The organism is Acinetobacter sp. YH18001 (assembly GCF_013416975.1).
GTDB classification, from domain to species: Bacteria; Pseudomonadota; Gammaproteobacteria; order Pseudomonadales; family Moraxellaceae; genus Acinetobacter; species Acinetobacter pseudolwoffii.
Genome location: NZ_VPEU01000042.1, coordinates 1 through 22,808, shown reverse-complemented (window position 1 = coordinate 22,808; position 22,808 = coordinate 1). Strand labels below are relative to the sequence as shown.

Annotated in this window: 19 protein-coding genes and 1 pseudogene; 11 read left to right on the top strand and 9 right to left on the bottom strand. The window is 45.1% G+C overall.

Translation table 11 applies throughout. The annotated features are described in order from the left end of the window. Positions 1-127: 127 nt before the first annotated feature. Positions 128-937 carry an inner membrane protein YpjD gene (locus tag FTV48_RS11825; protein ID WP_180000451.1) on the bottom strand — a complete coding sequence of 270 codons (810 nt, stop codon included), beginning with the start codon at positions 935-937 and terminating at the stop codon, positions 128-130. A gap of 138 nt (positions 938-1,075) precedes the next feature. Here FTV48_RS11825 and ffh point away from each other — a divergent pair, with 138 nt between their 5' ends. The 3 genes from ffh to FTV48_RS11810 all read left to right on the top strand — a co-directional run bounded on the left by ffh (position 1,076) and on the right by FTV48_RS11810 (position 3,948). After that, positions 1,076-2,482 (top strand): signal recognition particle protein, encoded by a 1,407-nt coding sequence (gene ffh / locus FTV48_RS11820; protein ID WP_005095929.1) that lies wholly within the window; start codon positions 1,076-1,078, stop codon positions 2,480-2,482. 150 nt (positions 2,483-2,632) lie between these two features. After that, positions 2,633-3,205 carry an alpha/beta hydrolase gene (locus FTV48_RS11815; protein ID WP_005095930.1) on the top strand — a complete coding sequence of 191 codons (573 nt, stop codon included), beginning with the start codon at positions 2,633-2,635 and terminating at the stop codon, positions 3,203-3,205. Between the two features lie 137 nt (positions 3,206-3,342). Continuing rightward, entirely contained in the window at positions 3,343-3,948 is a 606-nt protein-coding gene (locus FTV48_RS11810; RefSeq protein ID WP_180000450.1) for an alpha/beta hydrolase, read from the top strand. Here FTV48_RS11810 and FTV48_RS11805 read toward each other — a convergent pair. Then, positions 3,899-4,642, bottom strand: a complete 744-nt coding sequence (locus FTV48_RS11805) for a type III pantothenate kinase (RefSeq protein WP_005172432.1) — start codon at positions 4,640-4,642, stop codon at positions 3,899-3,901. The genes FTV48_RS11810 and FTV48_RS11805 overlap by 50 nt on opposite strands. A 13-nt stretch (positions 4,643-4,655) precedes the next feature. Beyond that, complete coding sequence (locus tag FTV48_RS11800) at positions 4,656-5,411, bottom strand: biotin--[acetyl-CoA-carboxylase] ligase (RefSeq protein ID WP_074384114.1); 756 nt, start codon at positions 5,409-5,411, stop codon at positions 4,656-4,658. A 27-nt stretch (positions 5,412-5,438) separates the two neighbouring features. Between FTV48_RS11800 and FTV48_RS11795 the strand changes: the two genes are divergently transcribed. The 6 genes from FTV48_RS11795 to rlmF all read left to right on the top strand — a co-directional run bounded on the left by FTV48_RS11795 (position 5,439) and on the right by rlmF (position 14,944). After that, on the top strand, positions 5,439-6,242 hold the full coding sequence (locus tag FTV48_RS11795) for a sulfite exporter TauE/SafE family protein (protein WP_005095936.1): 804 nt from the start codon (positions 5,439-5,441) through the stop codon (positions 6,240-6,242). A 199-nt stretch (positions 6,243-6,441) separates the two neighbouring features. Next, entirely contained in the window at positions 6,442-7,137 is a 696-nt protein-coding gene (locus tag FTV48_RS11790) for a GntR family transcriptional regulator (protein WP_180000448.1), read from the top strand. Between the two features lie 11 nt (positions 7,138-7,148). Next, positions 7,149-10,601 (top strand): chromosome segregation protein SMC, encoded by a 3,453-nt coding sequence (gene smc / locus FTV48_RS11785; RefSeq protein ID WP_180000453.1) that lies wholly within the window; start codon positions 7,149-7,151, stop codon positions 10,599-10,601. Between the two features lies 1 nt (position 10,602). Further along, complete coding sequence (locus FTV48_RS11780) at positions 10,603-11,595, top strand: cell division protein ZipA C-terminal FtsZ-binding domain-containing protein (RefSeq protein WP_100355523.1); 993 nt, start codon at positions 10,603-10,605, stop codon at positions 11,593-11,595. Positions 11,596-11,703: 108 nt separating this feature from the next. Beyond that, on the top strand, positions 11,704-13,743 hold the full coding sequence (ligA, locus tag FTV48_RS11775) for an NAD-dependent DNA ligase LigA (RefSeq protein ID WP_180000447.1): 2,040 nt from the start codon (positions 11,704-11,706) through the stop codon (positions 13,741-13,743). 226 nt (positions 13,744-13,969) lie between these two features. Continuing rightward, on the top strand, positions 13,970-14,944 hold the full coding sequence (gene rlmF, locus FTV48_RS11770) for a 23S rRNA (adenine(1618)-N(6))-methyltransferase RlmF (protein WP_100357348.1): 975 nt from the start codon (positions 13,970-13,972) through the stop codon (positions 14,942-14,944). Between the two features lie 121 nt (positions 14,945-15,065). On the opposite strand, the gene FTV48_RS11765 is transcribed toward rlmF, so the two are convergent. Next, entirely contained in the window at positions 15,066-16,133 is a 1,068-nt protein-coding gene (locus FTV48_RS11765; RefSeq protein ID WP_005172411.1) for an aldehyde reductase, read from the bottom strand. Positions 16,134-16,474: 341 nt separating this feature from the next. Here FTV48_RS11765 and bfr point away from each other — a divergent pair, with 341 nt between their 5' ends. Further along, entirely contained in the window at positions 16,475-16,939 is a 465-nt protein-coding gene (gene bfr, locus FTV48_RS11760) for a bacterioferritin (protein ID WP_005095949.1), read from the top strand. Positions 16,940-16,994: 55 nt separating this feature from the next. Here the strand turns inward: bfr and FTV48_RS11755 are convergent, their stop codons facing one another. The 5 genes from FTV48_RS11755 to FTV48_RS11735 form a co-directional block, all read right to left on the bottom strand. Continuing rightward, complete coding sequence (locus FTV48_RS11755) at positions 16,995-17,414, bottom strand: biopolymer transporter ExbD (RefSeq protein ID WP_100328938.1); 420 nt, start codon at positions 17,412-17,414, stop codon at positions 16,995-16,997. Positions 17,415-17,435: 21 nt separating this feature from the next. Next, positions 17,436-17,864 carry a biopolymer transporter ExbD gene (locus FTV48_RS11750; protein WP_100328937.1) on the bottom strand — a complete coding sequence of 143 codons (429 nt, stop codon included), beginning with the start codon at positions 17,862-17,864 and terminating at the stop codon, positions 17,436-17,438. Positions 17,865-17,880: 16 nt separating this feature from the next. Further along, positions 17,881-18,780 (bottom strand): MotA/TolQ/ExbB proton channel family protein, encoded by a 900-nt coding sequence (locus FTV48_RS11745; protein ID WP_180000445.1) that lies wholly within the window; start codon positions 18,778-18,780, stop codon positions 17,881-17,883. Positions 18,781-18,816: 36 nt separating this feature from the next. Further along, positions 18,817-19,509, bottom strand: a complete 693-nt coding sequence (locus FTV48_RS11740; protein WP_100328935.1) for an energy transducer TonB — start codon at positions 19,507-19,509, stop codon at positions 18,817-18,819. A 150-nt stretch (positions 19,510-19,659) separates the two neighbouring features. Then, positions 19,660-22,326, bottom strand: coding sequence for a TonB-dependent receptor (locus FTV48_RS11735; protein WP_180000443.1), 2,667 nt, complete (start codon positions 22,324-22,326; stop codon positions 19,660-19,662). Between the two features lie 356 nt (positions 22,327-22,682). On the opposite strand from FTV48_RS11735, the pseudogene FTV48_RS11730 reads away from it, so the two are divergent. Next, a pseudogene (locus FTV48_RS11730) lies at positions 22,683-22,808 on the top strand (transcriptional regulator); the annotation flags it as partial.

Below are 22,808 nucleotides of genomic sequence, written 5' to 3'. Positions count from 1 at the left end.
TTATTAGATTAAAAAATAATGGAGCAAGTGAATGGCTTTTGATTTAGTACAATATTTTGTTGAACAGATAGAAACTCAAAAGCCTGAGCTTCTAAAAGACCATACGAAAGAAGAAAGAAGAAAATATTTATTTATTCAAAACCATTTCCAGCACGAATTTAGAACCAATGAAACCCAGGGCCAGCAAGCCAAAGCCGAGCAGGGTAAAGCGTACGGCTTTCTGGCCACGCCAGCCAAACTTCCAGTGCCCGATTAACAGTGAACCGTAAACCAGCCAGGAAATAATACTAAAGGCTGTTTTATGTGCCAGATGCTGGGCAAAGAAATTATCAATGGTAAAAAAGCCAAAGCCTAAAGCAAGCGTCAATAAGACGAAACCGGTCATCAGCATATCGAACAGCAGTGATTCCATGTCCTGATAAGACGGTAACAGGCTGACCCAGACCCGGCGTTTTTGCTTTTTCTTGAGTTCACGATCCTGCAAACGCAAAATCACAGCCTGAATGGTGGCCATCAGCAATACGGCATAGGCAGACAAAGACAAAATAATATGAATGTCCAGGCCCAGAGAATTTTGGCTAATGATTTTAGCCGGCTGGGTAAAGACAAAGCCGAGAATTAGACCCGTGGCGGCCACGGGAATACCAATCAGATTCAAGGCGATAATTGGACGATATGTACTGTAAATAATACTGAGTAACAGCATCAAGCCCGAAGTAAAGGAAAACAGGGCAAAGACATCATAATTGATGCCAATCGGAGTACGCATATCGCCATATAAAACCAGCGCGTGCAATACTAGTCCGAGCAGCGCGGTTAAGCCGACAAACCATTGATTGGGGCTACGTTTAGACATTAAATGAATGAACAGATACCAGAATGAAGCGGTATAAGCGACTAATGCTAAGATCGTATAAACCAAGGGGAGGCTAACCATGTCAAACCTTTTTAAGGGTGATGAATATTCATTTATATAAATTCGCTGCGAACTACAGTATCCTATAGCATTCTATGCATAAATTTTCTATTTTAAGAAACAATTTTTTGCTCATGGCTATTTTAAGCGGATTTTGCAATGTTTGATACCTTAACAGAACGACTCACGCAGAGTTTAAGAAATGTTACTGGCTCAGGGCAGCTAACCGAAGACAATATTAAAGATACGTTACGTGAAGTGCGTATGGCGCTTCTTGAAGCCGATGTTGCGTTACCTGTAACTCGTGAATTCATCGCGAAAGTTAAGGAAGAGGCATTGGGCCAGGAAGTGATGACTCAGTTATCTCCTGGACAGGCTTTTGTCAAAATCGTTCATGACGAATTGACCAAAATGATGGGCGCGGCCAATGAAAGCCTTGACCTTGCCGCAAAACCACCGGTCGTTGTCCTGCTGGCAGGTCTGCAAGGTGCAGGTAAAACCACCACTGCAGCAAAATTGGCACGCTTTTTACAAGAACGTCAAAAGAAAAAAGTGGCAATGGTTTCTGCCGACGTCTATCGTCCCGCAGCGATCAAGCAACTACAAACGGTTGCAGGCGAAGTCGGTGCGATTTTCCTAGAATCCAGCGCAGACGAAAAACCGATTACGATTGTAAATCGTGCGATTGAACAGGCAAAAATCCAGTTTGCTGATGTGTTAATTGTCGATACTGCCGGTCGTTTACATGTCGATAATGACATGATGGACGAAATTAAAGAGCTGCACGCGGCGATTAACCCGACTGAAACCCTGTTCGTGGTCGATGCCATGACCGGTCAGGATGCAGCGAATACGGCCAAAGCTTTTAATGATGCCTTGCCTTTAACCGGTGTGATCCTGACCAAAACCGATGGTGATGCACGCGGTGGTGCGGCATTGTCTGTACGTGCCATTACCGGTAAGCCTATCAAATTCTTGGGTATGGGCGAAAAGCTCGATGCCTTGGAGCCATTCCATCCTGAACGTATCGCGCAGCGTATTTTGGGTATGGGTGACGTCCTTTCTTTGGTCGAAGAACTTGAGCGTAAGGTCGACAAAGAAAAAGCCGAAAAAATGGCGAAAAAATTGCAAAAGGGTGGCAGCTTCAACTTTGAAGACATGCTGATGCAATTTGAGCAGATGAACAAAATGGGCGGCATGATGGGCTTCCTGGACAAACTTCCTGGCATGAGCAATGCCGGTCTGCAAGATGCGTTGGCCCAGGCCAATCCTGAAAAGCAGGTCAAGAAAATGGAAGCGATTATCCAGTCGATGACCATCAAAGAGCGCCGTAATCCAGACTTGATGAACCCAAGCCGTAAAAAACGTATCGCAGCAGGTTGTGGTATGGAAGTGGCGGAAGTCAACAAGTTGATTAAACAACATGCGCAAATGGCCAAGATGATGAAGAAGTTTGCCAATCCGTCAGGTATGGCAAAAATGATGAAATCACTCGGTGGTTTGCAGAAACAGTTTGGCGGCGGCGGTGGCATGGGACCACTGTTCGGCGGCAATGACAAGAAATAAGATTCTGATTTAAAAAAGGCGCTAAGTGCGCCTTTTTTATTATGTATCAATCAGAAAACCGGTTTAAACAAAACAACATTTACTTACCCAAAATAAAAATCCAATCAGGCAGACTCAGGAACATCAGCACAAAACAAAGAGAAATTTAAAATGGCTCAAGTGATCATCGTCCATGGTTATACTGCAAGCCCGGAAGAAAACTGGTTTCCATGGATTCAGGAAAAAGCCCAACAGGAAAATGTCAGCTTAAAAGTACTGCGACTTGACCCATCGACCACACCCAAGCTGGAGGTGTGGGACCAGCAAATGCGTGAACAGATTGAGGGGATTGATGAAGACAGTATTTTTATCGGGCATAGCCTGGGAACTGTGGCTGTATTGCATTACTTATCCAGAGAATTAAAACAGCAAAAGATTCAGCAATTGGTATTGATCGCAGGATTTAATGGCCGCTTGGGTCGTTTAGATGAAGTAAACCCATTTATTGATGCCGCTGAGATCGATTTTGATCTGCTTAAACAGCAGGTGGCAGAACGTGTGGTGATTTATTCTGAAGGCGATGATCGGGTGGAGCCTGAATTTAGCCTAGAACAGGCAGACAGTCTGGATGCGATTGTGGTGAGTGCCAAGCATCAGGGACATTTTATCGATTCAGAAGGCTGTACCGACCTGCCAGAACTCTGGAAAGTGATTGAGCCTTATCTGATTAAAGCTGAATCTTAAGCAGGTTGTTGGATTCGTTCAATTTGCAAATTGAGTCTGAGATGGGATGCAAAAAGTTACTTGAATTTCATCTTCAGACTGTTTAATAGTAGTTTTTGTCAAAGCACTTTGTGCTCAATTATAATAAGTAAAACACGATGAAAAATATAATCAACAAAGTCTATATCGTGCCTGATTATCAGGCCACCTCAAATGACCATTGGTATCCGTGGCTGAGTCGCCAACTCAAAAATGTCGGTGTTGATTCAAAACGGATTATGCTGGCCAATCCTTTTCAGCCTGATCTAGAAGAATGGCAGCAGAATCTGAAACTGCATATTCCACACCTGGATGAGCATACTTTTTTAGTTGCCCATGGCCTGAGTGGACTCAGTGTTTTAAGTTTTTTACAGCAACATTATCTCCAGCAGCACCGCAAGATCGGCGGGGGTATTCTGGTTTCAGCTTTCGATACACCGCTGGTGGCCTGGTCGGAACTGAATAAAATGCTGCAGGCGACACGACTGGATCTGAACAACCTGCCGTATAGCTATAAACGCGCGGTCATACTGATCTCCAGTAATGATCCTTTTGTACCTGCACCGGTTTCCTTGCGCCTGGCCCACAGCTTAAATGCTCAAATTTTTGAGATTAAAAAAGCCGGACATTTTAACAAATGTGATGGATTTACCGAATTTCCTCAATTGCTCGAAATCATGAAACTGTGTCTGGCAAATGAGCCGCAAAATGCTGCAAACCTTTAAGCAGAAGATCAGGTTCAATCCTCGGCTGATACGGCTCAAGATGTTGGGCAAACAGTGGAGCATCTCCACCGGTTAGTACCAGCTGTGCCGGAAAATCATGCAGCACTTTTTCAATGGTGCTGAGCAGACCGAGCAGAATGCCATGATGTACTGCATCGATGGTATTGCGTCCGGGATTGAGCTCAGAAAATGCGGCATCCGGAATTTTAATACCTTTGGTATTCTGAATCAGTGCATCACGTTGTAAATATAAATTTGGCAGAATAAAACCGCCTAAATGTTGCTGTCCTTGAATCAGGTCAATGGTCAGCGCTGTACCACAACTAATCACACAATAATTCTCATGAGGCTGGGTCGCGACAGCAAGTACCTGTAGCCAGCGGTCAATCCCCAGTTGTGCCGGTTCATCATAGCCACAAATCAGGCCAGCATATTGGGCCTGCACCTGAGCAAAAATCACTGGAATATGCAGACCATCTAATATACTGAGAATGCGCTCATTATTGACCTTGTCCTGAACCGAAGACAATCCGACCTGATCCAGATCCAGCGTTTTAAAGTGCTGAATCAGGCCAAGTAACAAATCGGCAGGGGACTGTAAATGTAATTCCGCTGCATGTTCAATGATCTGATCTTGTTCGGTAATCCAGTATTTGAGTCGGGTATTGCCAATATCTAGCCATAGTTTCTTCATGGATTATGCCTGTTCAAGGATTATTTTTGAGCCGTAATTGACCTTGGTAAAAGATGTGGACACCTGTTTCAGTCACGATTTTAACCGCACCATCATCCTGAATACCCAGAAATTTTCCTGAATATTGCCCTTGCAGATCGGTAAATTCAACCCTCTCTTGGATAAAAGCGGCATGTCGATTGAAACGACCAGACAGATTCTGGCTGCCATAACTAAACCATTGTCCGGCTTGCTGAATCGCCAGATACAGTTCTGCAATCAGCTGAATGCGTGAACCCGGATGCAGGCCCAACTCATTCAATGAGGTCACTTGCTGCTCGGGAACCTCAGCAGACATTGGGCTGAGGTTGATCCCGACCCCGACCACCACCTGCGTAGGTGAAATCGGTTCTACCAGAATGCCGCCCCATTTGCCTTTGACGCTATACAGGTCATTCGGCCATTTTACTTGCAAGTCCAGCCCTTGTAGACTGGGCATTTGCAGGATATTTAACGCAATTTCCAGAGCCAAACGGCCATCGATGGGTTTTTGTGTATGCAGCAATGTGCTTAAATAGATATTCCCTTCAGGTGAAATCCATTGACGCTGGCGCTGCCCACGGCCTTGGGTCTGCACATGGCTACAGACCAGAACCTGCTGTACCCCCTTGGTTGCCAATTCCCGCACATCGTCATTGGTCGATGTGGTAATCGGTTTGATGAGCAATACTTCCGGAAGCTGGCCTGCATCGCTTAATCGTTGTTGCAGTTCACGAGTTTCTACATCCATTTGAATCTAAACGTGGTAAATATCGTTATGGAGTTAATCATATATTTATTGATTGGTGCAATTGCAGGATTTACCGCTGGCCTGTTTGGGGTCGGTGGTGGTTTGATTATTGTGCCGATTCTGTACATTGTTTTTACCCAGCTCCAGTACGATCCCAGCGTGATTATGCACATGGCGGTGGGGACTTCTCTGGCTACCATTATTGTCACCTCGATCAGTTCTGTCATGGCGCATCATCAAAGAGGTGCCGTGTTGTGGTCGGTATTTCGTAATCTGGCACCCGGTCTGATTATCGGTTCCTTCCTGGGCGCAGGGATTGCTGACTATTTATCTGGTCAAGGCTTGCAGCTGTTGATCGGGTTCTTTGCAGTCTGGGTGGCGTTTAGAATGTTTAAAGGCGCCAATGTTCAGGTCGATCCGAATAAAAAATTGCCTTCAACCCCGGTACAACTCGCTGCGGGCGGTGGGATTGGTGTGGCATCGGCGATCTTTGGGATTGGTGGCGGTAGTCTGACAGTCCCGTTTTTGAATCGCTGTGGCATCGTGATGCAAAAAGCCGTGGCGACCTCTGCGGCTTGTGGGTTGCCGATTGCCGTGGCAGGCGCACTGGGCTTTATCTGGTTTGGTCAACAGGCCCAGGTCGCAGTACCAAATACGATTGGCTATATTCATATCTATGCCTTTATTGGCATCAGCATGATGAGTTTTTTTACCGCCAAACTCGGTGCAAAAGTGGCACATTTACTTTCACCTGCGGTACTGAAAAAATGTTTTGCGGCTTTACTGACCACCGTCGGCCTGTATTTTATTTATCAAGGTTTTATGGCCTGATTTAATTTTTTAGGTTGAACTGATGTATCACCTAAGGAGAATGGTTCACTATTCTCCTTTTTTATGAACTTGAGTTGGCTGTAGAGACACAAGATTGTCTGACAATGTCACAGTATTCATCGAAAAAATTCTGTCTAATAGCAATATAGCCCAAATCATGGGCTGAACCAGTATCCATAAAAATAAAGACAGGAACGGTATGCCATTAGAACAAGCACACAGTTTGTCTGAGCAGATTGCCAAACACATTAGCGAACAGATTATTCGCGGCGAATTGGTCGAAGGCGAACGTATACAGGAACTCAGGATTGCCTCGGAGCTGGATGTCAGTCGAGGGTCAGTTCGTGAAGCCCTGCTGTTGCTGGAACGCACCCAGCTGATTGAAATTTATCCGCGTCGCGGTGCCATTGTCTCGGAAATGTCAGCCTTGCAGGTGCGGGCCTTATTTGATATTACCTCTTTATTGCTGGGGCAGATGGTGCATCGTATAGCTGAAACCTGGCGGAGTCATGAAGCCGAGCGCATTCAGCTATTATTAGAACAATTAGAAGCAGAAACTCGCCAAGGACATACAGAAAAGTTTTATGATCTGATCTTTCAGGGCATGGCCCAGCAACATGAGATGGTCGGAAATCCCTATCTGATGCGCTACTATCAGGAACTGTTACCTTGCTTGCGGCGTAGCTATTTCCTGACCCTGAATATTTCCAGACGCGAGTTACAGGAATCTTTCGACTTATTTAAACTGGTCACTGAAGCAATTTTGATACGAAAAACCCATCAGGCCGCTTTATTTATGGAAGATTTTTGTCGACACTTACGCAACCTTGTGTTGGAATCTCTGACACGGATGAAACAAATTGAACTCGCGTGGGCCAGACGCTCACGACGTTAAATCAGGACATTATGCGTTTAAGCAGTTTAAAACTTTCAGGCTTTAAATCTTTTGCCGACAGTACCACTTTACATTTTAAAGATAACCGTACTGCAGTCGTGGGACCGAACGGGTGTGGTAAATCTAACGTCATTGATGCCATACGCTGGGTCATGGGCGAGTCCAGTGCGCGCCAGCTGCGTGGTGGCAGCATGCAGGACGTGATTTTTACCGGAACTGCCAAGCGTAAACCGGTGGGCATGGCCAGTGTAGAACTGCGCTTTGACAATACCTATGGCAAACTGGGCGGTGCTTATAATGCCTATAATGAACTGGCAGTCCGCCGTCAGGTCAACCGCGATGGCAAGTCTGAGTATTTCCTGAATGGCAGCAAATGCCGGCGTCGTGACATTACCGATATTTTTCTGGGCACCGGTCTGGGGCCACGTTCTTACGCGATTATTGAACAGGGCATGATCAACCGTCTGGTCGATGCCAAGCCGGATGAAATGCGGGTCTATATTGAAGAAGCTGCCGGGGTTTCGCGTTATCAGGCACGGCGCCGTGAAACCATGCTGCATCTGGATCACACCACGCAAAACCTGTCGCGTCTGGAAGATATTGCCTCTGAGCTGAAATCTCAGCTAAAAACTCTGAAACGTCAGGCTGAAAGCGCGATTCAATATAAGCAACTGGAAACACAGATCCGCAGCATCAAGATTGAAATCCTGTCTTTTCAATGTGAACAAAGCCAGCGCTTGCAACAAGAATATACCGTGGAGATGAATACGCTCGGGGAAAACTTTAAGCTGGTGCGTTCCGAACTGACCACGGTTGAACATGATTTGGGAACTACCAGTGAACTGTTTCAGCGTCTGATTCAGCAATCCACACCTTTGCAAAGTGAATGGCAACAGGCCGAGAAGAAACTGGCCGAACTGGACATGACCTTGCAGCAAAAGCAGTCTCTGCTCGAGCAGAATTCCAGCAGTCTGATCGAACTGGAACAGCAAAAAGCCCAGACCAAAGAACGTTTACAGTTAATCGAGCTGCAACTTGAGACTTTGCAGCAACAAGCTGAAGATCAGCAGGCACAATTGCAGCAGCAAGATGGCCGGAATCAGGCACAGAGTCAAAATCTGGCCGATCTGAAATCACAACATACAACAGTCGCAGCACAATTCGCTCAGATCAAAACCCAGGTCGAACAGCAACAGCAGCGTAAAATGCAGATGCTGGCGCAAAGTGAACAACTGGCCAAGAATATCGAGCGGATTGAGCAGCAAAAACACACCGTACAGCAGCAGAGTGTTCAGATTCAGCATCAAGCGCAGCAGGATGAGCTGGAGCAGTATCAGACAGATAAAGCACAGGCTGAACAGCAAATTGCTGGCTTTGAAACTCAACTCAAAGAACTGAAAACTCAACTTGAGCAGATGCAGGCAGAACAGGCAAGTCGTCAACAACAGCTGATGCAGCTCAAATCTGAAATTCAGGTGCTTCATTCAGAACAAAAAAATCTGAGTCAGTTGCTGACCAAAGCCAACCCTCATGCCAAAGCCGATGCAGTACAGCTGATGCAGGTGCTTAAGCTTAATCAGGCAGGCAAAGTACATGCCAGCCTGATCGAAAAGTTTTTAGCAAAATGGCTGACTGCGCAAATTCTGGCACAAGGCGAGAACTTCCTTGAAGATCGTGCGCGTCAGTTAAAGCAATATGTTGTGCAGGATAAAATTCAACTTGCCAATACGCTGTCTCTGGCCGACTGGATTGAATCTCCGCACTATTCGCTCTGGCAGCAAGTTGCGGTGGCCGAGAATCTAAGCGAAGCCTTAAAACTTCAATCTCAGTTATCACAAGGCCAGACATTACTGAGTTTAGATGGCTACCATGTGGGTGCGGATTGGGTGATTGCCCTGGACTATGATGAAGCCAGTCAGGCAGGACAAGGGGCACTCAGCCACCGGATTCGTCTGGAGGAAATTGAGCTTCAGTTATCGGCGCTTAATGCCCAGTTAGAACAGCTTGAGCAGCAACTGCCTGAGCTGAATACGCGAGTGGCGGAATTACAGAACCAGATTCAAAGTATCCGTGAGCAGCAAAAGCACAGACAAAAGCAGTTACAGGAAATTGATGTCAATATTGCCAAAGTGCAAAGCAGTGCTCAGGCTTTCGCGCTACAAAAACAGCAATTACAGCATCAGTTGCAACAACTGGATGAGCAGCTTGAAGAAGATGCCATGCAGAAGGATGATATGGAAATCGACCTGCATGCCCTGAATATCAAGTTGGAGCAGGCGCTACCGAATTATAAAATCCTGCAATTCCAGCTGGAAGAATTGAGCGCTCAGCTGGATGATTCACAGCAGCTGAGTCAACAGGCTCAACAGGAGCTGGAGTTGTTACGCCGTCAAAGTGTACAGAGCCAGCAACAGATCGAATTGCTACAAAAAGATCAGCTATTCCTAAAACAGCAGTCTCAGCAAATTACAGCACAAATCGAGCAGGCCAAGAAGTTTGTCGATCCGGTACAGCTGGAACTGCCTGCCTTACAAAGCCAGTTCAATGAGCAGGCACAGATCACCGAAAAACTGCAGAAGACCTGGGCGGACTGGCAGGTAGAACTGAATCAGGTGCAGAGCAAACAGCAGCATTTAACTGAACAGCGTCACAGTTTCCAGCAGCAGGATGAAAAACTGCGTACAGATCTGGAAGCCAAACGTCTGGCCTGGCAAGCGGCTAGATCCGACTTGCAGCATTATTCGGAACAGTTAAAAGAACTGAATCATGAAGTCATCAGTGGCTTGAATATTGATGTCAAAAACCATCAGGCCAAACTGGAAAAAGCTCAGGCGCAGTTTGATAAACTTGGTGCCGTGAATCTGGCGGCTTCTGAAGAATATGAGGAAGTCTCGAAACGCTATGATGAGCTGAGCCACCAGATGCAGGATCTGGAAAATACTGTAGAACAGTTGCAGGCTGCGATGAAGAGTATTGATCAGGAAACCCGCAAACTGTTTATGCACACCTTTAACCAGGTCAATGCAGAACTGCAACAGCTGTTTCCTAAAGTGTTTGAAGGTGGCGAAGCGAGTTTAAGCCTTGAAGATGGCTGGCAATCGGGTGTAAAACTGATGGCCCGACCACCGGGTAAACGTAACAGCTCATTGGCTTTACTCTCTGGTGGAGAAAAGGCTTTAACGGCATTGGCATTGGTATTCGCGATTTTTCGCCTAAATCCGGCTCCTTTTTGTGTACTGGATGAAGTCGATGCACCGCTGGATGATGCCAACGTAGGACGTTTTTGTAATTTAGTGAAAGAACTTTCTGAACACGTACAATTTATTTATATTACCCATAACAAACTTGCAATGATGATGGCGACTGATCTTCTAGGTGTAACCATGCCTGAACCGGGAACCTCAAAATTAGTGACAGTAAATTTGGAACAGGCAAAAGAATACGGCTTAGCTGCGGAGGTATAATATGGAAATCACCACCATTATCGGGATTGTGATAGCAATTGTCATCATGCTGTTCGGCATCAGAATGCTGTTCAAAAAACCTGTAGAGGCTGTACCGTCACTGGATGCCAACCTGCATATCGATCCTGACAGCCAGACCCCTGTCATTCCAAGGCATGTGCGTTCGCAACTGGCGAAACAGGAAGCAGAACCGGCACAGCGTGTAGAGCCAAGCCTGCGTGTAGAAGAACCGGCCCCTGAAAAGCCCTCAGCATTTCGCAAGCCTGAACCGATCTTGGCTGAGCCAGCAGTGCTTGAGACAGCTGCAGCGGTCGAGCCGAGTCCAGTGACCGAAGCTGAAGTCGTGGCAAGTTCTGCAAGCACAGAAGCAGCCGAAACATCAGTGGAGCAAAAGCCGGCCGAAGTAGAAGCGGAAAATAACCAGACGGAAGATAAAGATACCGCTGTTGAATTCAGTCTGAACAGCAGTATTGAAAAAGCGGAAATTTCTGAATTTAATGATGAAAGCAGTATTCTGGATGCTCATCTGCATGAACAGAAAATAGTGGATGAAGAAAGTGCCTTATCCAATGCTGAAACGATTATTTCATTGCATATCTATCCGCAAGGCCGGGTACTTTCAGGTGATAAAACCCTGAAAGTCTTGTTGAAATATGGTCTGCGTTATGGCGAACTGGCCTGTTTCCACCGCTATAGTGAAGATGATTCAAAACTGCTGTTTTCGGTACTGCAAATGACGGATACCGGCATGGAAGGTTTTGATCTGGAAACTCTCTCGACTCAGGAAGTCAAAGGTCTGGCCTTCTTCCTGGCTTTGCCGCATAGCGATGTACAAAATGCCTTTGATACCATGGACAGTATTTCACGTCTGATTGCCCGTGAAGTGGATGGTCTGGTCTACGATCAGAACCAGCAGGAATTTACACCACAATTACGTGAATTCTGGCGCCATCAGGCGATTGATTATCGCGCGGGTCAACCTACAGAAGTTTAAGCGGTTTTGTTCGATCTGCAAGTTGAATCTGTGGACTGCAATTTTTATAATAGCCAAAAGCTGAATATTCTACAGGGCGGATTTTCCGCCCTTTTTTATGGTGAAATTATGACCCAAGATGCCACTGTCATTGCGCAAATGCGTCAACTGATTCAACTGCTTGCCAAGCATAATCATGCTTATTATGTGATGGATCAACCGAGCATTGAAGACAGTGAATATGATCAGCTCTTTCATCAGCTCAAAGCTTTAGAACAACAATATCCCGATCTGATCCAGCCGGATAGCCCGACCGATAAAGTCGGCGGGCAGGCACTTGCAAAATTTGTGAGCATTACTCACGCCGTTCCGATGCTGTCCTTGGGCAATGTCTTTAATCAGGACGATCTTTTTGCTTTTGCTCGCCGTATTGAAGAGCGTTTGCCGAATCAAAAAATCGAATATGATGTAGAACTGAAATTTGACGGTCTGGCCATTTCCCTGTGGTATGAGCATGGCGTATTGACCCGTGGTGTGACTCGCGGCGACGGGGAAACCGGTGAAGATATTACCCAGAATGTCAGAACCATTCGCAACCTGCCGAAGCTGTTATCAGCAGTAAATGGCGTTATTCCCGATTTGCTGGAAGTACGCGGCGAAGTATTGATGCCGAAATCGGGCTTTGAAAAACTGAATGCCGCCAATGCAGCAAAAGGTGAAAAGACCTTTGCCAATCCGCGTAATGCCGCGGCAGGAAGTTTGCGCCAGCTCGATCCGAATATTGCCGCATCACGGCCACTGGCTTTTTATGCTTATGGAATTGCGCAGTGTGTACCGTATCATGGTCAACGCAGCATGTCGGACAGTCTGGAATGGCTGAGTCAGTTTGGTTTTGCTGTAGGTGAGCGCCACTTTATTTGTGACAGTATTCAGGACGTGCAAAAAGTCTATGAACAGATCATTGAGGAACGTGCCAGTCTCAGTGTAGAAATCGATGGCATGGTGATTAAAGTCAATGACCTGAAACAGCAGCAGCAACTCGGTTTTCTGAGCCGGGAGCCGCGTTGGGCCACCGCCTATAAATTTCCGGCAGTTGCCGCCTTGACCACCGTTGAAAATATTAACTGGCAGGTGGGTCGTACCGGAACTCTGACACCGGTGGCACGTTTGAATCCGGTGGCGGTCGGCGGCGTAACTGTTTCTAATGTGACCTTGCATAATATTGGCGAAATTCACCGTCTCGATGTACGGATTGGTGATACCGTCAGTGTCTATCGTAGTGGCGATGTAATTCCTAAAGTGGAAAAAGTCTGGCCGGAATTCCGCCCGGTGGATGCCGTTGAAGTGCATTTACCTGAGCAATGTCCAGTCTGTGATTCACCGGTGGTGATGCCGGAAGGCGAAGCCTTGGCACGTTGTTCGGGTGGGCTGTATTGTGCAGCGCAGCGTATTGAGGCGATTCGTCACTTTGTTTCACGTAAAGCCATGGATATTGAGGGTCTGGGTGATCGCTGGGCAGAATCTTTGCTGCATCTAAATCTGCTGAAAGATGTCTCGGATATTTATCACCTGCATGAACATCGTGAGCAGCTACTACAGATTGAAAAAATGGGTGAAAAATCTGTTCAGAATTTAATAGATTCTATTGAGAACAGTAAGAAAACCACACTGGCCGCTTTTATTTATGCCCTCGGTATTCGTGGCGTGGGTGAAACTACAGCGCGCATGCTGGCCAATAATTTCCAGACCTTGGATGCATTACGTATCGCGGATATCGAAGCACTCAAAAAAACGCCAGATGTAGGGGATATTACCGCAGAATGGATTATTGATTTCTTTCAGGCGCCGCATAATCTGGAAGTTCTGGATCGTTTACTGGCAGCAGGCATTCACTGGGATGCGCCAGTTGCACCGACCCGTCAGCCACTCAATGGCGAAAGTTGGGTCGTGACCGGAACCTTAAGCAGTATGGGGCGCGATGAAGCGACTCAATTACTTCAGGCACTGGGTGCGCGAGTCAGCGGCAGTGTATCCAGTAAAACCAAATGCGTGGTAGCCGGTGAAAAAGCCGGTTCTAAACTGGACAAGGCAGAAAAGCTGGGTGTAACGGTCATCAATGAGGAACAGTTCATTGCCCTGATGAAAGAGCATGGGCAAATCGAAGACTAATCAGTTCTAAACAATGACTTAAATAAAAAAGACACTAAGGATGATGAGTCTTGAGGTGTCTTTTTTATTGCTAGTTCAAAACTATAGGTGAATGAGAGGGGGGAGGATAGACAAATACAAGGACGGGTTCGGCAATGTGAGTTGAATTCACGTACAATATCGATTCATTCACAGGTATAGATCCTGCCTTATTGATTCTGTTCTCCCGTTGATGATTGACATACACATGGCTCAAGCAAAGAAATCTTTTCTGCAACAAAAATCGCAATTACATGCACGAAATCTGCATCGCAGTCGTTACGATTTTCCTCAGTTAATCAAGAGTTGTCCGGAACTTGCGCCTTTTGTCAGCCCGAATCAATATAACGATCTTTCAGTCAACTTTTCTGATCCTCAAGCTGTGAAAATGCTCAATAAAGCATTGCTCAAGCATTTTTATAGTATTCAATATTGGGATATTCCTCAAGATTATCTTTGTCCACCTATTCCGGGTAGAGCCGACTATATTCACTATTTGGCGGACTTGTTGAGTGATAGCAATAAAGGTCAGATTCCAATAGGACACGCCGTTCACGTATTAGATATTGGGGTGGGCGCGAACTGTATTTATCCGATTATTGGTCATCGTAGTTATGGTTGGAAATTTGTTGGCTCAGACATTCATCCTGCATCGGTTAAAAGTGCTCAATTTATTGTGGAGGCAAATCCAAATCTCAAAAAGGGGATTCAGATTCGATTGCAAAAGACACCGAGCAATATTTTCAAAGGCGTGATTAAACCTTCAGATCGTTTTGATTTGACCCTGTGTAACCCACCATTTCATGCTTCGCAAGATGAAGCAAATGCCACAGCAACGCAAAAATTACGCAAACTTGGCAAACCGGTTGATCGGTCTAAAGTGGTGTTAAACTTTGGCGGACAAAAGAACGAGCTGTGGTGTGACGGTGGAGAAGAACGCTTTGTTTGCCAGATGGTACAAGAGAGCACACAATTTGCTGAGCAATGTCTTTGGTTTAGTACACTGGTTTCTAAGAAAACCACATTGCCTATGCTGTTAAATACCTTGCGTAAGTGCGGTGCAGTGGATTTAAAAACCATTAAAATGACGCAGGGGCAAAAAGAGAGTCGTTTTGTGGCTTGGACTTTCCTAGATGCAAAGCAACAGCAAGCGTGGAAAAATGCGCGTTGGACTTCTGCTTAGCTTGTTTTTAGGCAGGAATAGTGAGCTTGTGGGCGCATAAGTCGGTGTAGTCGCTCAAATTTAATCTGACAGATACAATAAAAAAATCGGTAACTGTCAGATCAGGTTTGAGCTAGTACGATTAAGGAATATATTTTTTGACTACGCCATCATCGAGTAATTGCTGGAAATGTTCGACCAGACTTTCTTGTACCGGACGATACTCAATGCCGAGCTCATCTTTACTTTTCTGGGCATTAAAGAAAATTGGATAACCCATATTCAGTTCCACAAACTTAGAGCTAAAGCCTGCCAATGGCCCAAACAGTTTAAAGGCCGCTTTTGGCAACTGATTGCGCGGGAAGGGGAACTTATTGCCAAAATTTTCTCGTAAAATCTGACCCATTTCCAGCAGGCTCAGGCTTTCACTACAAATAATATAACGCCCATGTGCTTCCGGTTTAAATGCAGCACGGAGATGTGCTTCAGCGACATCCTGCACATCGACCACACCATTCCACATGGGTGGAACACCGAGTAGCGTCATGCCATTGGCGAATTGCTGCAAGACCTCGACACTGCCAGACTGGGTGTTGGGGGTTAAGGATTGACCAAAGACCAGCGCTGGATTAATACAGACCAGCTTCCAGCGATCCTGTGCTTCTGCCATCTCCCAGGCTTTGCGCTCTGCCATGACTTTGGAATAAGGATAAGGCTGATGTGTGGCCGAACTGGTGCTATTCCAGTGTGATTCATCAAAACTGTTATTTTCAGTTTGCAGAATATCAACCGCATCGCCATAAGTGGAAGCAATACTCGACGTGACGATCACGCGTTTTACGGATTCGGTATGGTTGACACTATTCAGGACATTTTCAGTGCCTAAAACCGCAGGTTCAATAATGTCTTTGACCGCATCTTTATAATTGGTCACCACAAAAGGCGAGGCCATATGAAAAACAATTTCACAACCTTGCATGGCCTGATCAAAAGAGCCTGGACTTAATAGATTGGCCTGAAATAACTTGAGAGTTCCCGCACTACTGTCAGCAATTTTTTCTAGGTGAGTAAAGCTTTTAGTTTTATTCAGATCGCGTACCGTGGCATGTACGGTATAGCCTTGCGTGAGTAATTTCTGGATGACCCAGCTGGCAATATAACCCGATGCACCGGTGACCAGAACCGGCGCTGTAGTGTGTAGATGTGTCATAGTTGAACCATTGTTGTTTTAAATTTGTCTGCATCATAAGCGAAATTTAAGCATGAAGTACGCCAATGCGGTGATGTTTATACAAAAACTATTAATCTGACTGATCTTCATGAATATTTACAAAATTTAACCTGAACATTCTTTGGTGTATTTAGCTGTAGAGCCGAGCGCCGTAAAAATGCAAAGTATTGTTTTATAAATGGGATTTGATTCAGAACGAAGTGTAAATGCAAGTACTTCTCATTTTAATTATATAAAAATCAAATATTTAACCTGGTTAAGCTTTGCAAATCTGAATGCTTTTCTCCATAATAGCAGCATAAAGGTAGGGAGTAATTCAAATGCGCGGTAATCCAGAAGTCGTAGATTATTTAAATATGTTGATCGGTGGCGAACTGGCTGCTCGTGACCAATACTTGATTCACTCTCGTATGTATGAAGATTGGGGTTTAACCAAAATCTTTGAACGTATCGATCACGAAATGCAGGAAGAAGCCCAGCATGCGGATGCGATTATCCGCCGTGTATTGTTCCTTGAAGGTACACCGAACATGCAACGCGATGACGTTGAGATTGGTGAAGATGTCGTGAGCTGCCTGAAAGCCGATCTGAAACTTGAATATCATGTGCGAGAAAAACTGGCACAGGGCATCAAGCTGTGCGAAGAAAAAGGGGACTATATCACCCGTGATATGCTGCGCCAGCAAATGTCAGATACCGAAGAAGATCACACCTACTGGCTGGAAAAACAATTGCGTCTGATCGAACTGATTGGCCTGCAAAATTATATTCAATCGCAGATGTAAGATCAGATCAATCAAAAAACCCAGCATATGCTGGGTTTTTTTTCTGGGGTGAAAATTACGGCGTGTTATTGCTCATAATGCCAATTTTTTTGACATCTAGACGTTGTGCTGAAGCCATGACCATCGCGATATATTTATATTCGGTAGCACGATCGGCCTTGATTTTAATCTGATCCTGATCTGCCTTTCTGGCTACTGTCTGAAACAGCACTTCCAAAGCCTGAGGGCTTGCTACGGGCTGTTCATTCCAGAAAATATTGCCTTGTGCATCCAGACGTAATTCCACTGGCTCAGGCGGTTTTTCATCAGTGACAGGGGGTGTTCCATTCGGCAGATCGATATTAATCGAGTTATTTGGTAATGGAATCGTGATAATAAACATGATCAACAGGACCAGCATCACATCAATCAGTGGTGTCATGTTGACATCCAGCATCACATCATCATCTTGATTCGAACCCACATTCATACCCATAAACTTAATCCTTCTTCGCTTTTAAGGTGTAGCGGGCGGTGTCGTGACAAAAGCAATTTTGCCAATACCGGCTTGTTGGGTGGTACTAATCACCTGATCAATCGCTTCATAAGGAGTTAACTGATCGCCACGAATATGTACTTCAGGCTGCGGTGTTTTTTGCGCTTCGGCCTGTAAGCGACTCAGTAAAACCGATTTATCTGCGATATAAATTTCATTCCAGAAAATATCTCCAGTTTTATTGACGGCCAGCTGCACATTGTCTGGCTTGGTTTCATAAGGTACATTTCTTTCTTCAGGTAGATCGACAGGGACGGTATGGATTGCAACCGGTACTGTAATCAGGAAGATAATGAGCAGAACCAGCATAATATCAACCAGAGGTGTGGTATTAATGGTTCCAATTACCTCATCATCATCGCTGTCATTTGAATTGACCATCATTCCCATGGCTGATGCCTCACTCTTACTTCACGTCACGATTTACAGGAGTATTGGTGGTGATTTCACCGCTGAGTAATACTGCGTGCAAATCAGAACCAAAAGTACGCACTTCTTCCATGACCGCTTTATTACGGCGAGTCAACCAGTTGTAGCCAAGTACGGCTGGTACTGCGACTGCCAGACCGATTGCAGTCATGATCAGTGCTTCACCCACTGGGCCTGCCACTTTATCAATCGAAGCCTGACCAGAAACACCAATTGCAGTCAGTGCATGGTAGATCCCCCAAACTGTACCAAACAGGCCGACAAAAGGAGCGGTAGAACCTACCGTTGCCAGGAAAGCCAGACCGCCGCTTAAATGGTTATGGATCTTGTCGATTGCACGGGAAATCGAAATGGTGACCCAGGTATTAAAATCAATACGTTCAAGTAAATTGCCACCATGATTTTTGGTTGACTTGATACCTTTTTCCGCAATAAAACGGTAGACGCTGGCTTCATCCAGATTCTCGGCAGCATTGTCCAGAGAAGAAGATTCCCAGAAGGTATTTTCAGCTTGTTTGGCCTGTTTGCGTATTTTTCCTTGTTGCAGGCACTTGCTGATCATGATGTACCAGGTACCGATCGACATGATTAATAGAATAAACAGGGTAATCTTTGAAACGATATCACCTTCTTTCCACATGGCTTCTAAACCATAAGGATTATACGCAGGCTCTTCGGCTACCGGTTCAGCCGGAAGTGGGGGCGGAGTAGGTGTAGCCGTTGTTGCTGGCGTTACAGTGGCAGTTTCAGTGACTGCACTCGTATTTGATGTAGCAGACTGTTCTGCAAAAACGGCTTGTAAAGGCATTAAGGTACTGATGGCAATCACACCGGCAGCGGTCATGTTTTTAAAAGGTTGTAGTGATTTTTTCATCATGGATCTCCTGATTTTTTTCTTTATCTGTTGTATCTGTTAGTCAAGGACAAATTCATAGGGAATGTCATACCAAGATTCTTGCGGCTCGCCATCTTTCATTGCTGGCTTGAAGGTACATAAACTGAATGCTTTGGAGGCTGCCCGGTCCAGTGAACGGCTACCGCTCGACTTTTTCACTTTGGCATCCTGAACCTTTCCAGCAGTATTTACATAGACAGAGATCAGAACTTCACCTTGCTCATCATTCATGAGGGCATCACGTGGATAGTCAGGACGTTTACAGCCGGCTTCACCTTGCGCTACCCCACGAGTAACGCCAGCAGGTGGTGGCGTAGGCGCTGGAGCGGCTGCAACCACTGGGGCCGGTGCTGCTACCGGACTTGGTGAAGGACTGGCTGCAACCGGAGTAGGTACTGCAACAGTCGTTGGCTGACTCGGTGTTGGAAGGGTTTTTTGTACAGGAACCACTTTTTCAACCGGTTTTAGCTCAGGCACTTGTTCCACTATTTTCGGTGGTTCTGGCGGGGTTTCTTTTGGTGGTTCAGGTTCAGGTGGCTTGATATCCTGGATAATCATCAGCTCAACCGGCTGTTCGGCCGGTTTAATAATGTCTTTTGCCATACCCGCCATGAGTACCAGGCCAACCAGGATATGCAAGAAAACCACCACCCCAATACCCGTCAGTTTTTTGGCGGAGTTTTTTTCTAAGTCTTCAAACTTTGTGCCCATCATGACTCCTAGAATTTAAGACAAACAGGAAATAGTGCACTGATGAGAAAATTGTTTTTGGTTACAGGCAGCATTATTTTTTTGTTCGACTAAAATTAAACGGGGAAAACTGCAAACACCGCTTGGCAGCAGTGTTTGCGAATTAATTAATTAAAAGAATTTATAGGTACCACGTAGGAAGTAGGTACGGCCCATTGGGTCACCATGACGAGGGTCATAGCCATATTGGGCATTGTTAGTTGCATCAGAAGCAGGTGGTTCCGCATCAAACATGTTACGGATACCAGCAGTTAGTTCCAGATTCTTGAATCCGTTATAGGTTCCTGCAAAGTTATAAAGCGTATAAGCACTTACATCACGTTCTTGTGAAAAGTCTTCATAACCACGGATATATTGTTGTTCTAGTCTCATTTTCCAGTTTTCATAAGACCAGTTAATATTGGCAATATGTCTCCAACGCACTACAGCAGGATCATCATAGATGCCCACCAAACCTTTCCATGAACCACCCGGCTCTTCTTGCTCATCCATTTTGATGACATAGGTCCCATCAATGCCAAAACCGAAGCGGCCGGTCGCTGTCATTGGGGTTAAATAATTCAGGCTAAGGTCAATCCCTTCAGTTTTTAAGCCACCCATATTTTGTAAGGTGGTATTTAAATACTGAATACGGCCATCTGGTGCATAAACGATCAGGTTGCTATAGCGATCAAGATCATTAAAAATATCATTAGGTGTAACTGTATCGACTAGACCTTCAATATCGATATTGTAGTAATCGGCAGTGAAGACCAGATTCTTGATCGGCTCATAAACGAAACCGGCTGTAAAAGAGGTTGACTCTTCCGGCTGTAAGTCCGGATTACCACCCTGTTTACGCTTGAACTGCATACCACACTGATCGGCAAACTCGATATTGTTCGGTGTGCCATCCGCATTACAAAAACGCGGGTTATTAAAGTTGGTGCTGGTATTGGTTTCACTTTGTAAAGAGTTAATTTCCCACATACTTGGTGCACGGAATCCTGTGCTATAAGAGCTACGGAACATCAGTTCTTTCAGTGGTTCCCAACGTAGAGATACTTTTGGGTTAAAAGTGTCACCAAAGTCACTATAGTCATCATAACGTGCTGCAAGTTGAGCTTCTAAGCTCGGCAAGATTGGAATGTGAAATTCGGTAAATACTGCAGTAATATCACGGTCACCAGAGCTTGCAGGTTTATTCGGATCAATACCACTACCCGGAACCTGTCGAACCAGATCCGCATTGACCTTGGCTTCCCAGTCCTGGGTGGTAAAGCTGCCGCCTAAAGCAAAGCCAACTTCACCAGCGGGCAGTTCGTAGATTGGACGACTGATAGTGAAGTCTACTGTGGTGGAATCCAGGCTAGCCATATTGGTCGCGCCTGCTACATCAAAGGTCGACCATTTTCCAGCATCTGCAGCTGCCTGAGGGCCAAATGGATTCAGAGTGCCATCGTTAAGTGCAGCCTGAACCTGACTCTGGTTCAGATAACCACTGACGAAATTGTCAGTTGCTTCACTTTTGGCATAGGTTACGCCACCATTTACATCCCAGCCCAAAACTTCACCTTCGACTCCTGCAAAGAAGCGGTTAGATTCATTCACTGACTGAGAAACACGGTTACCTGACTGTGAACGTAAAAAAAGTGGGACTCTTGTATCTGTAAGACCATCAATGCCTGGCGTAATACCTTGGCCCGGGTAGTATTTGCTGGTATCTGGAATAGAAAGGGTTCCAGCCCATACGTCTGGGGCAATTGAAGTGGTCACTTCACTTTCGGTATAAATATATTCAGCAACGGCATTTAATGAATCGGTGAGTTTAAATGTACCTTTGGCTAAAGCAGAAAAGGTTTCTTCATCTGGAGTAATGCCAATGAGTGCTTGAGTATTTAACAGGCAGCGACTCCCTGAGATGAACATATTTGGAGCATTATTACAGTTCTGATTAATATAAGGGTTAACTATGCCTAGAGTTGATGATTGCAAGTTGGCAGGAAAGCCCGAACCGGAACCAATTGCCATGTTGAGTTCAGGAATTAGGCCACCACGACGGCTGACTTTACGATCTTTGGCCATGATCATGTCAGAAGTACGATAATCGATTACCCCGTAAACGTTAAAACCTTGTTCATCCAGATCGCCATAACCACCGAAAATAGAGACATCATACTTGTCGCCATTTTTTTCTTCAGGTGCTTGCAGGCCACCGGAAATACCAAAACCTTGATATTCTTTTTTAATAATAAAGTTAATTACCCCCGCAATTGCATCTGCACCATATACAGCAGAAGCACCATCACGCAGAATCTCGATACGTTCAACCATTGCCAGTGGAATGATATTCAGGTTAACTTCAGAAGTGCTGAAGGGGCTGTTGGCTAAACGACGGCCATTTAATAAAACCAGGGTTTTATCGGTACCTATACCACGAAGGTTGGCAGCAGAACCCGAAGTATTGCTTTTACCGATATTTTGGGAAACTGCAAAACCTGCCTGGTTCGCACTTACTTTATTAATGGCTTCTTCAACCGTGGTGACCCCCTGATTCACCAGATCTTCAACTTTAAGTACAGTGATAGGAGAGGCACTTTGTGCAGCTACCCCTTTGATAGATGAACCCGTCACTGTCACTTTTTGAACCTTGGTCGGTTGTGTAGCGGAGTTTTCTGGTTCATCGGCTGCATGCGCCAAAGACAAACACATCATACTCAAGGTAAGCGTACTTAACTTGAGTATTGTTTTGCCAACTGTTGGAGCCCCCATAGATCCGACTAATTTGTTTATTTTCATCGTAAAGTTCACCTTTCTTGTTGTGTGAAGATAATGCTGTATTTTTTTTAAGCAAAGCAAGTGCCAAGTTGGCTGGAAGTCTTGTAAAAAATTCAAAATATTAAGAAGTATTTAATTTATAACAGTTTAGAAAGGAAGAACTTGTGCGTCAGCGAAAACGGATGAGCTGTATTGGAAATGATAAGAAAAAATGATATTGCAAATCAGTAATATGGATTATTGTTAAGCATTATGTGAAAAATATGTGAACTAGTCGATATTTTAAAATTCTGAAACACAGAGTATGAATACTTTATTAGAAAAATATTATTGACTCATCGTTATAGATTAATGACTAAAAAATATGGATTTATTTGATGAAAACCGATTTTGAAATCACGACTATGCGCGATTCAGCAGAACAGGTCGTCGGCATTTTAAAATCTCTGGCCAATACTGACCGTCTCCTTATTTTATGCCATCTCTCTCAAGCGGAACTGAAT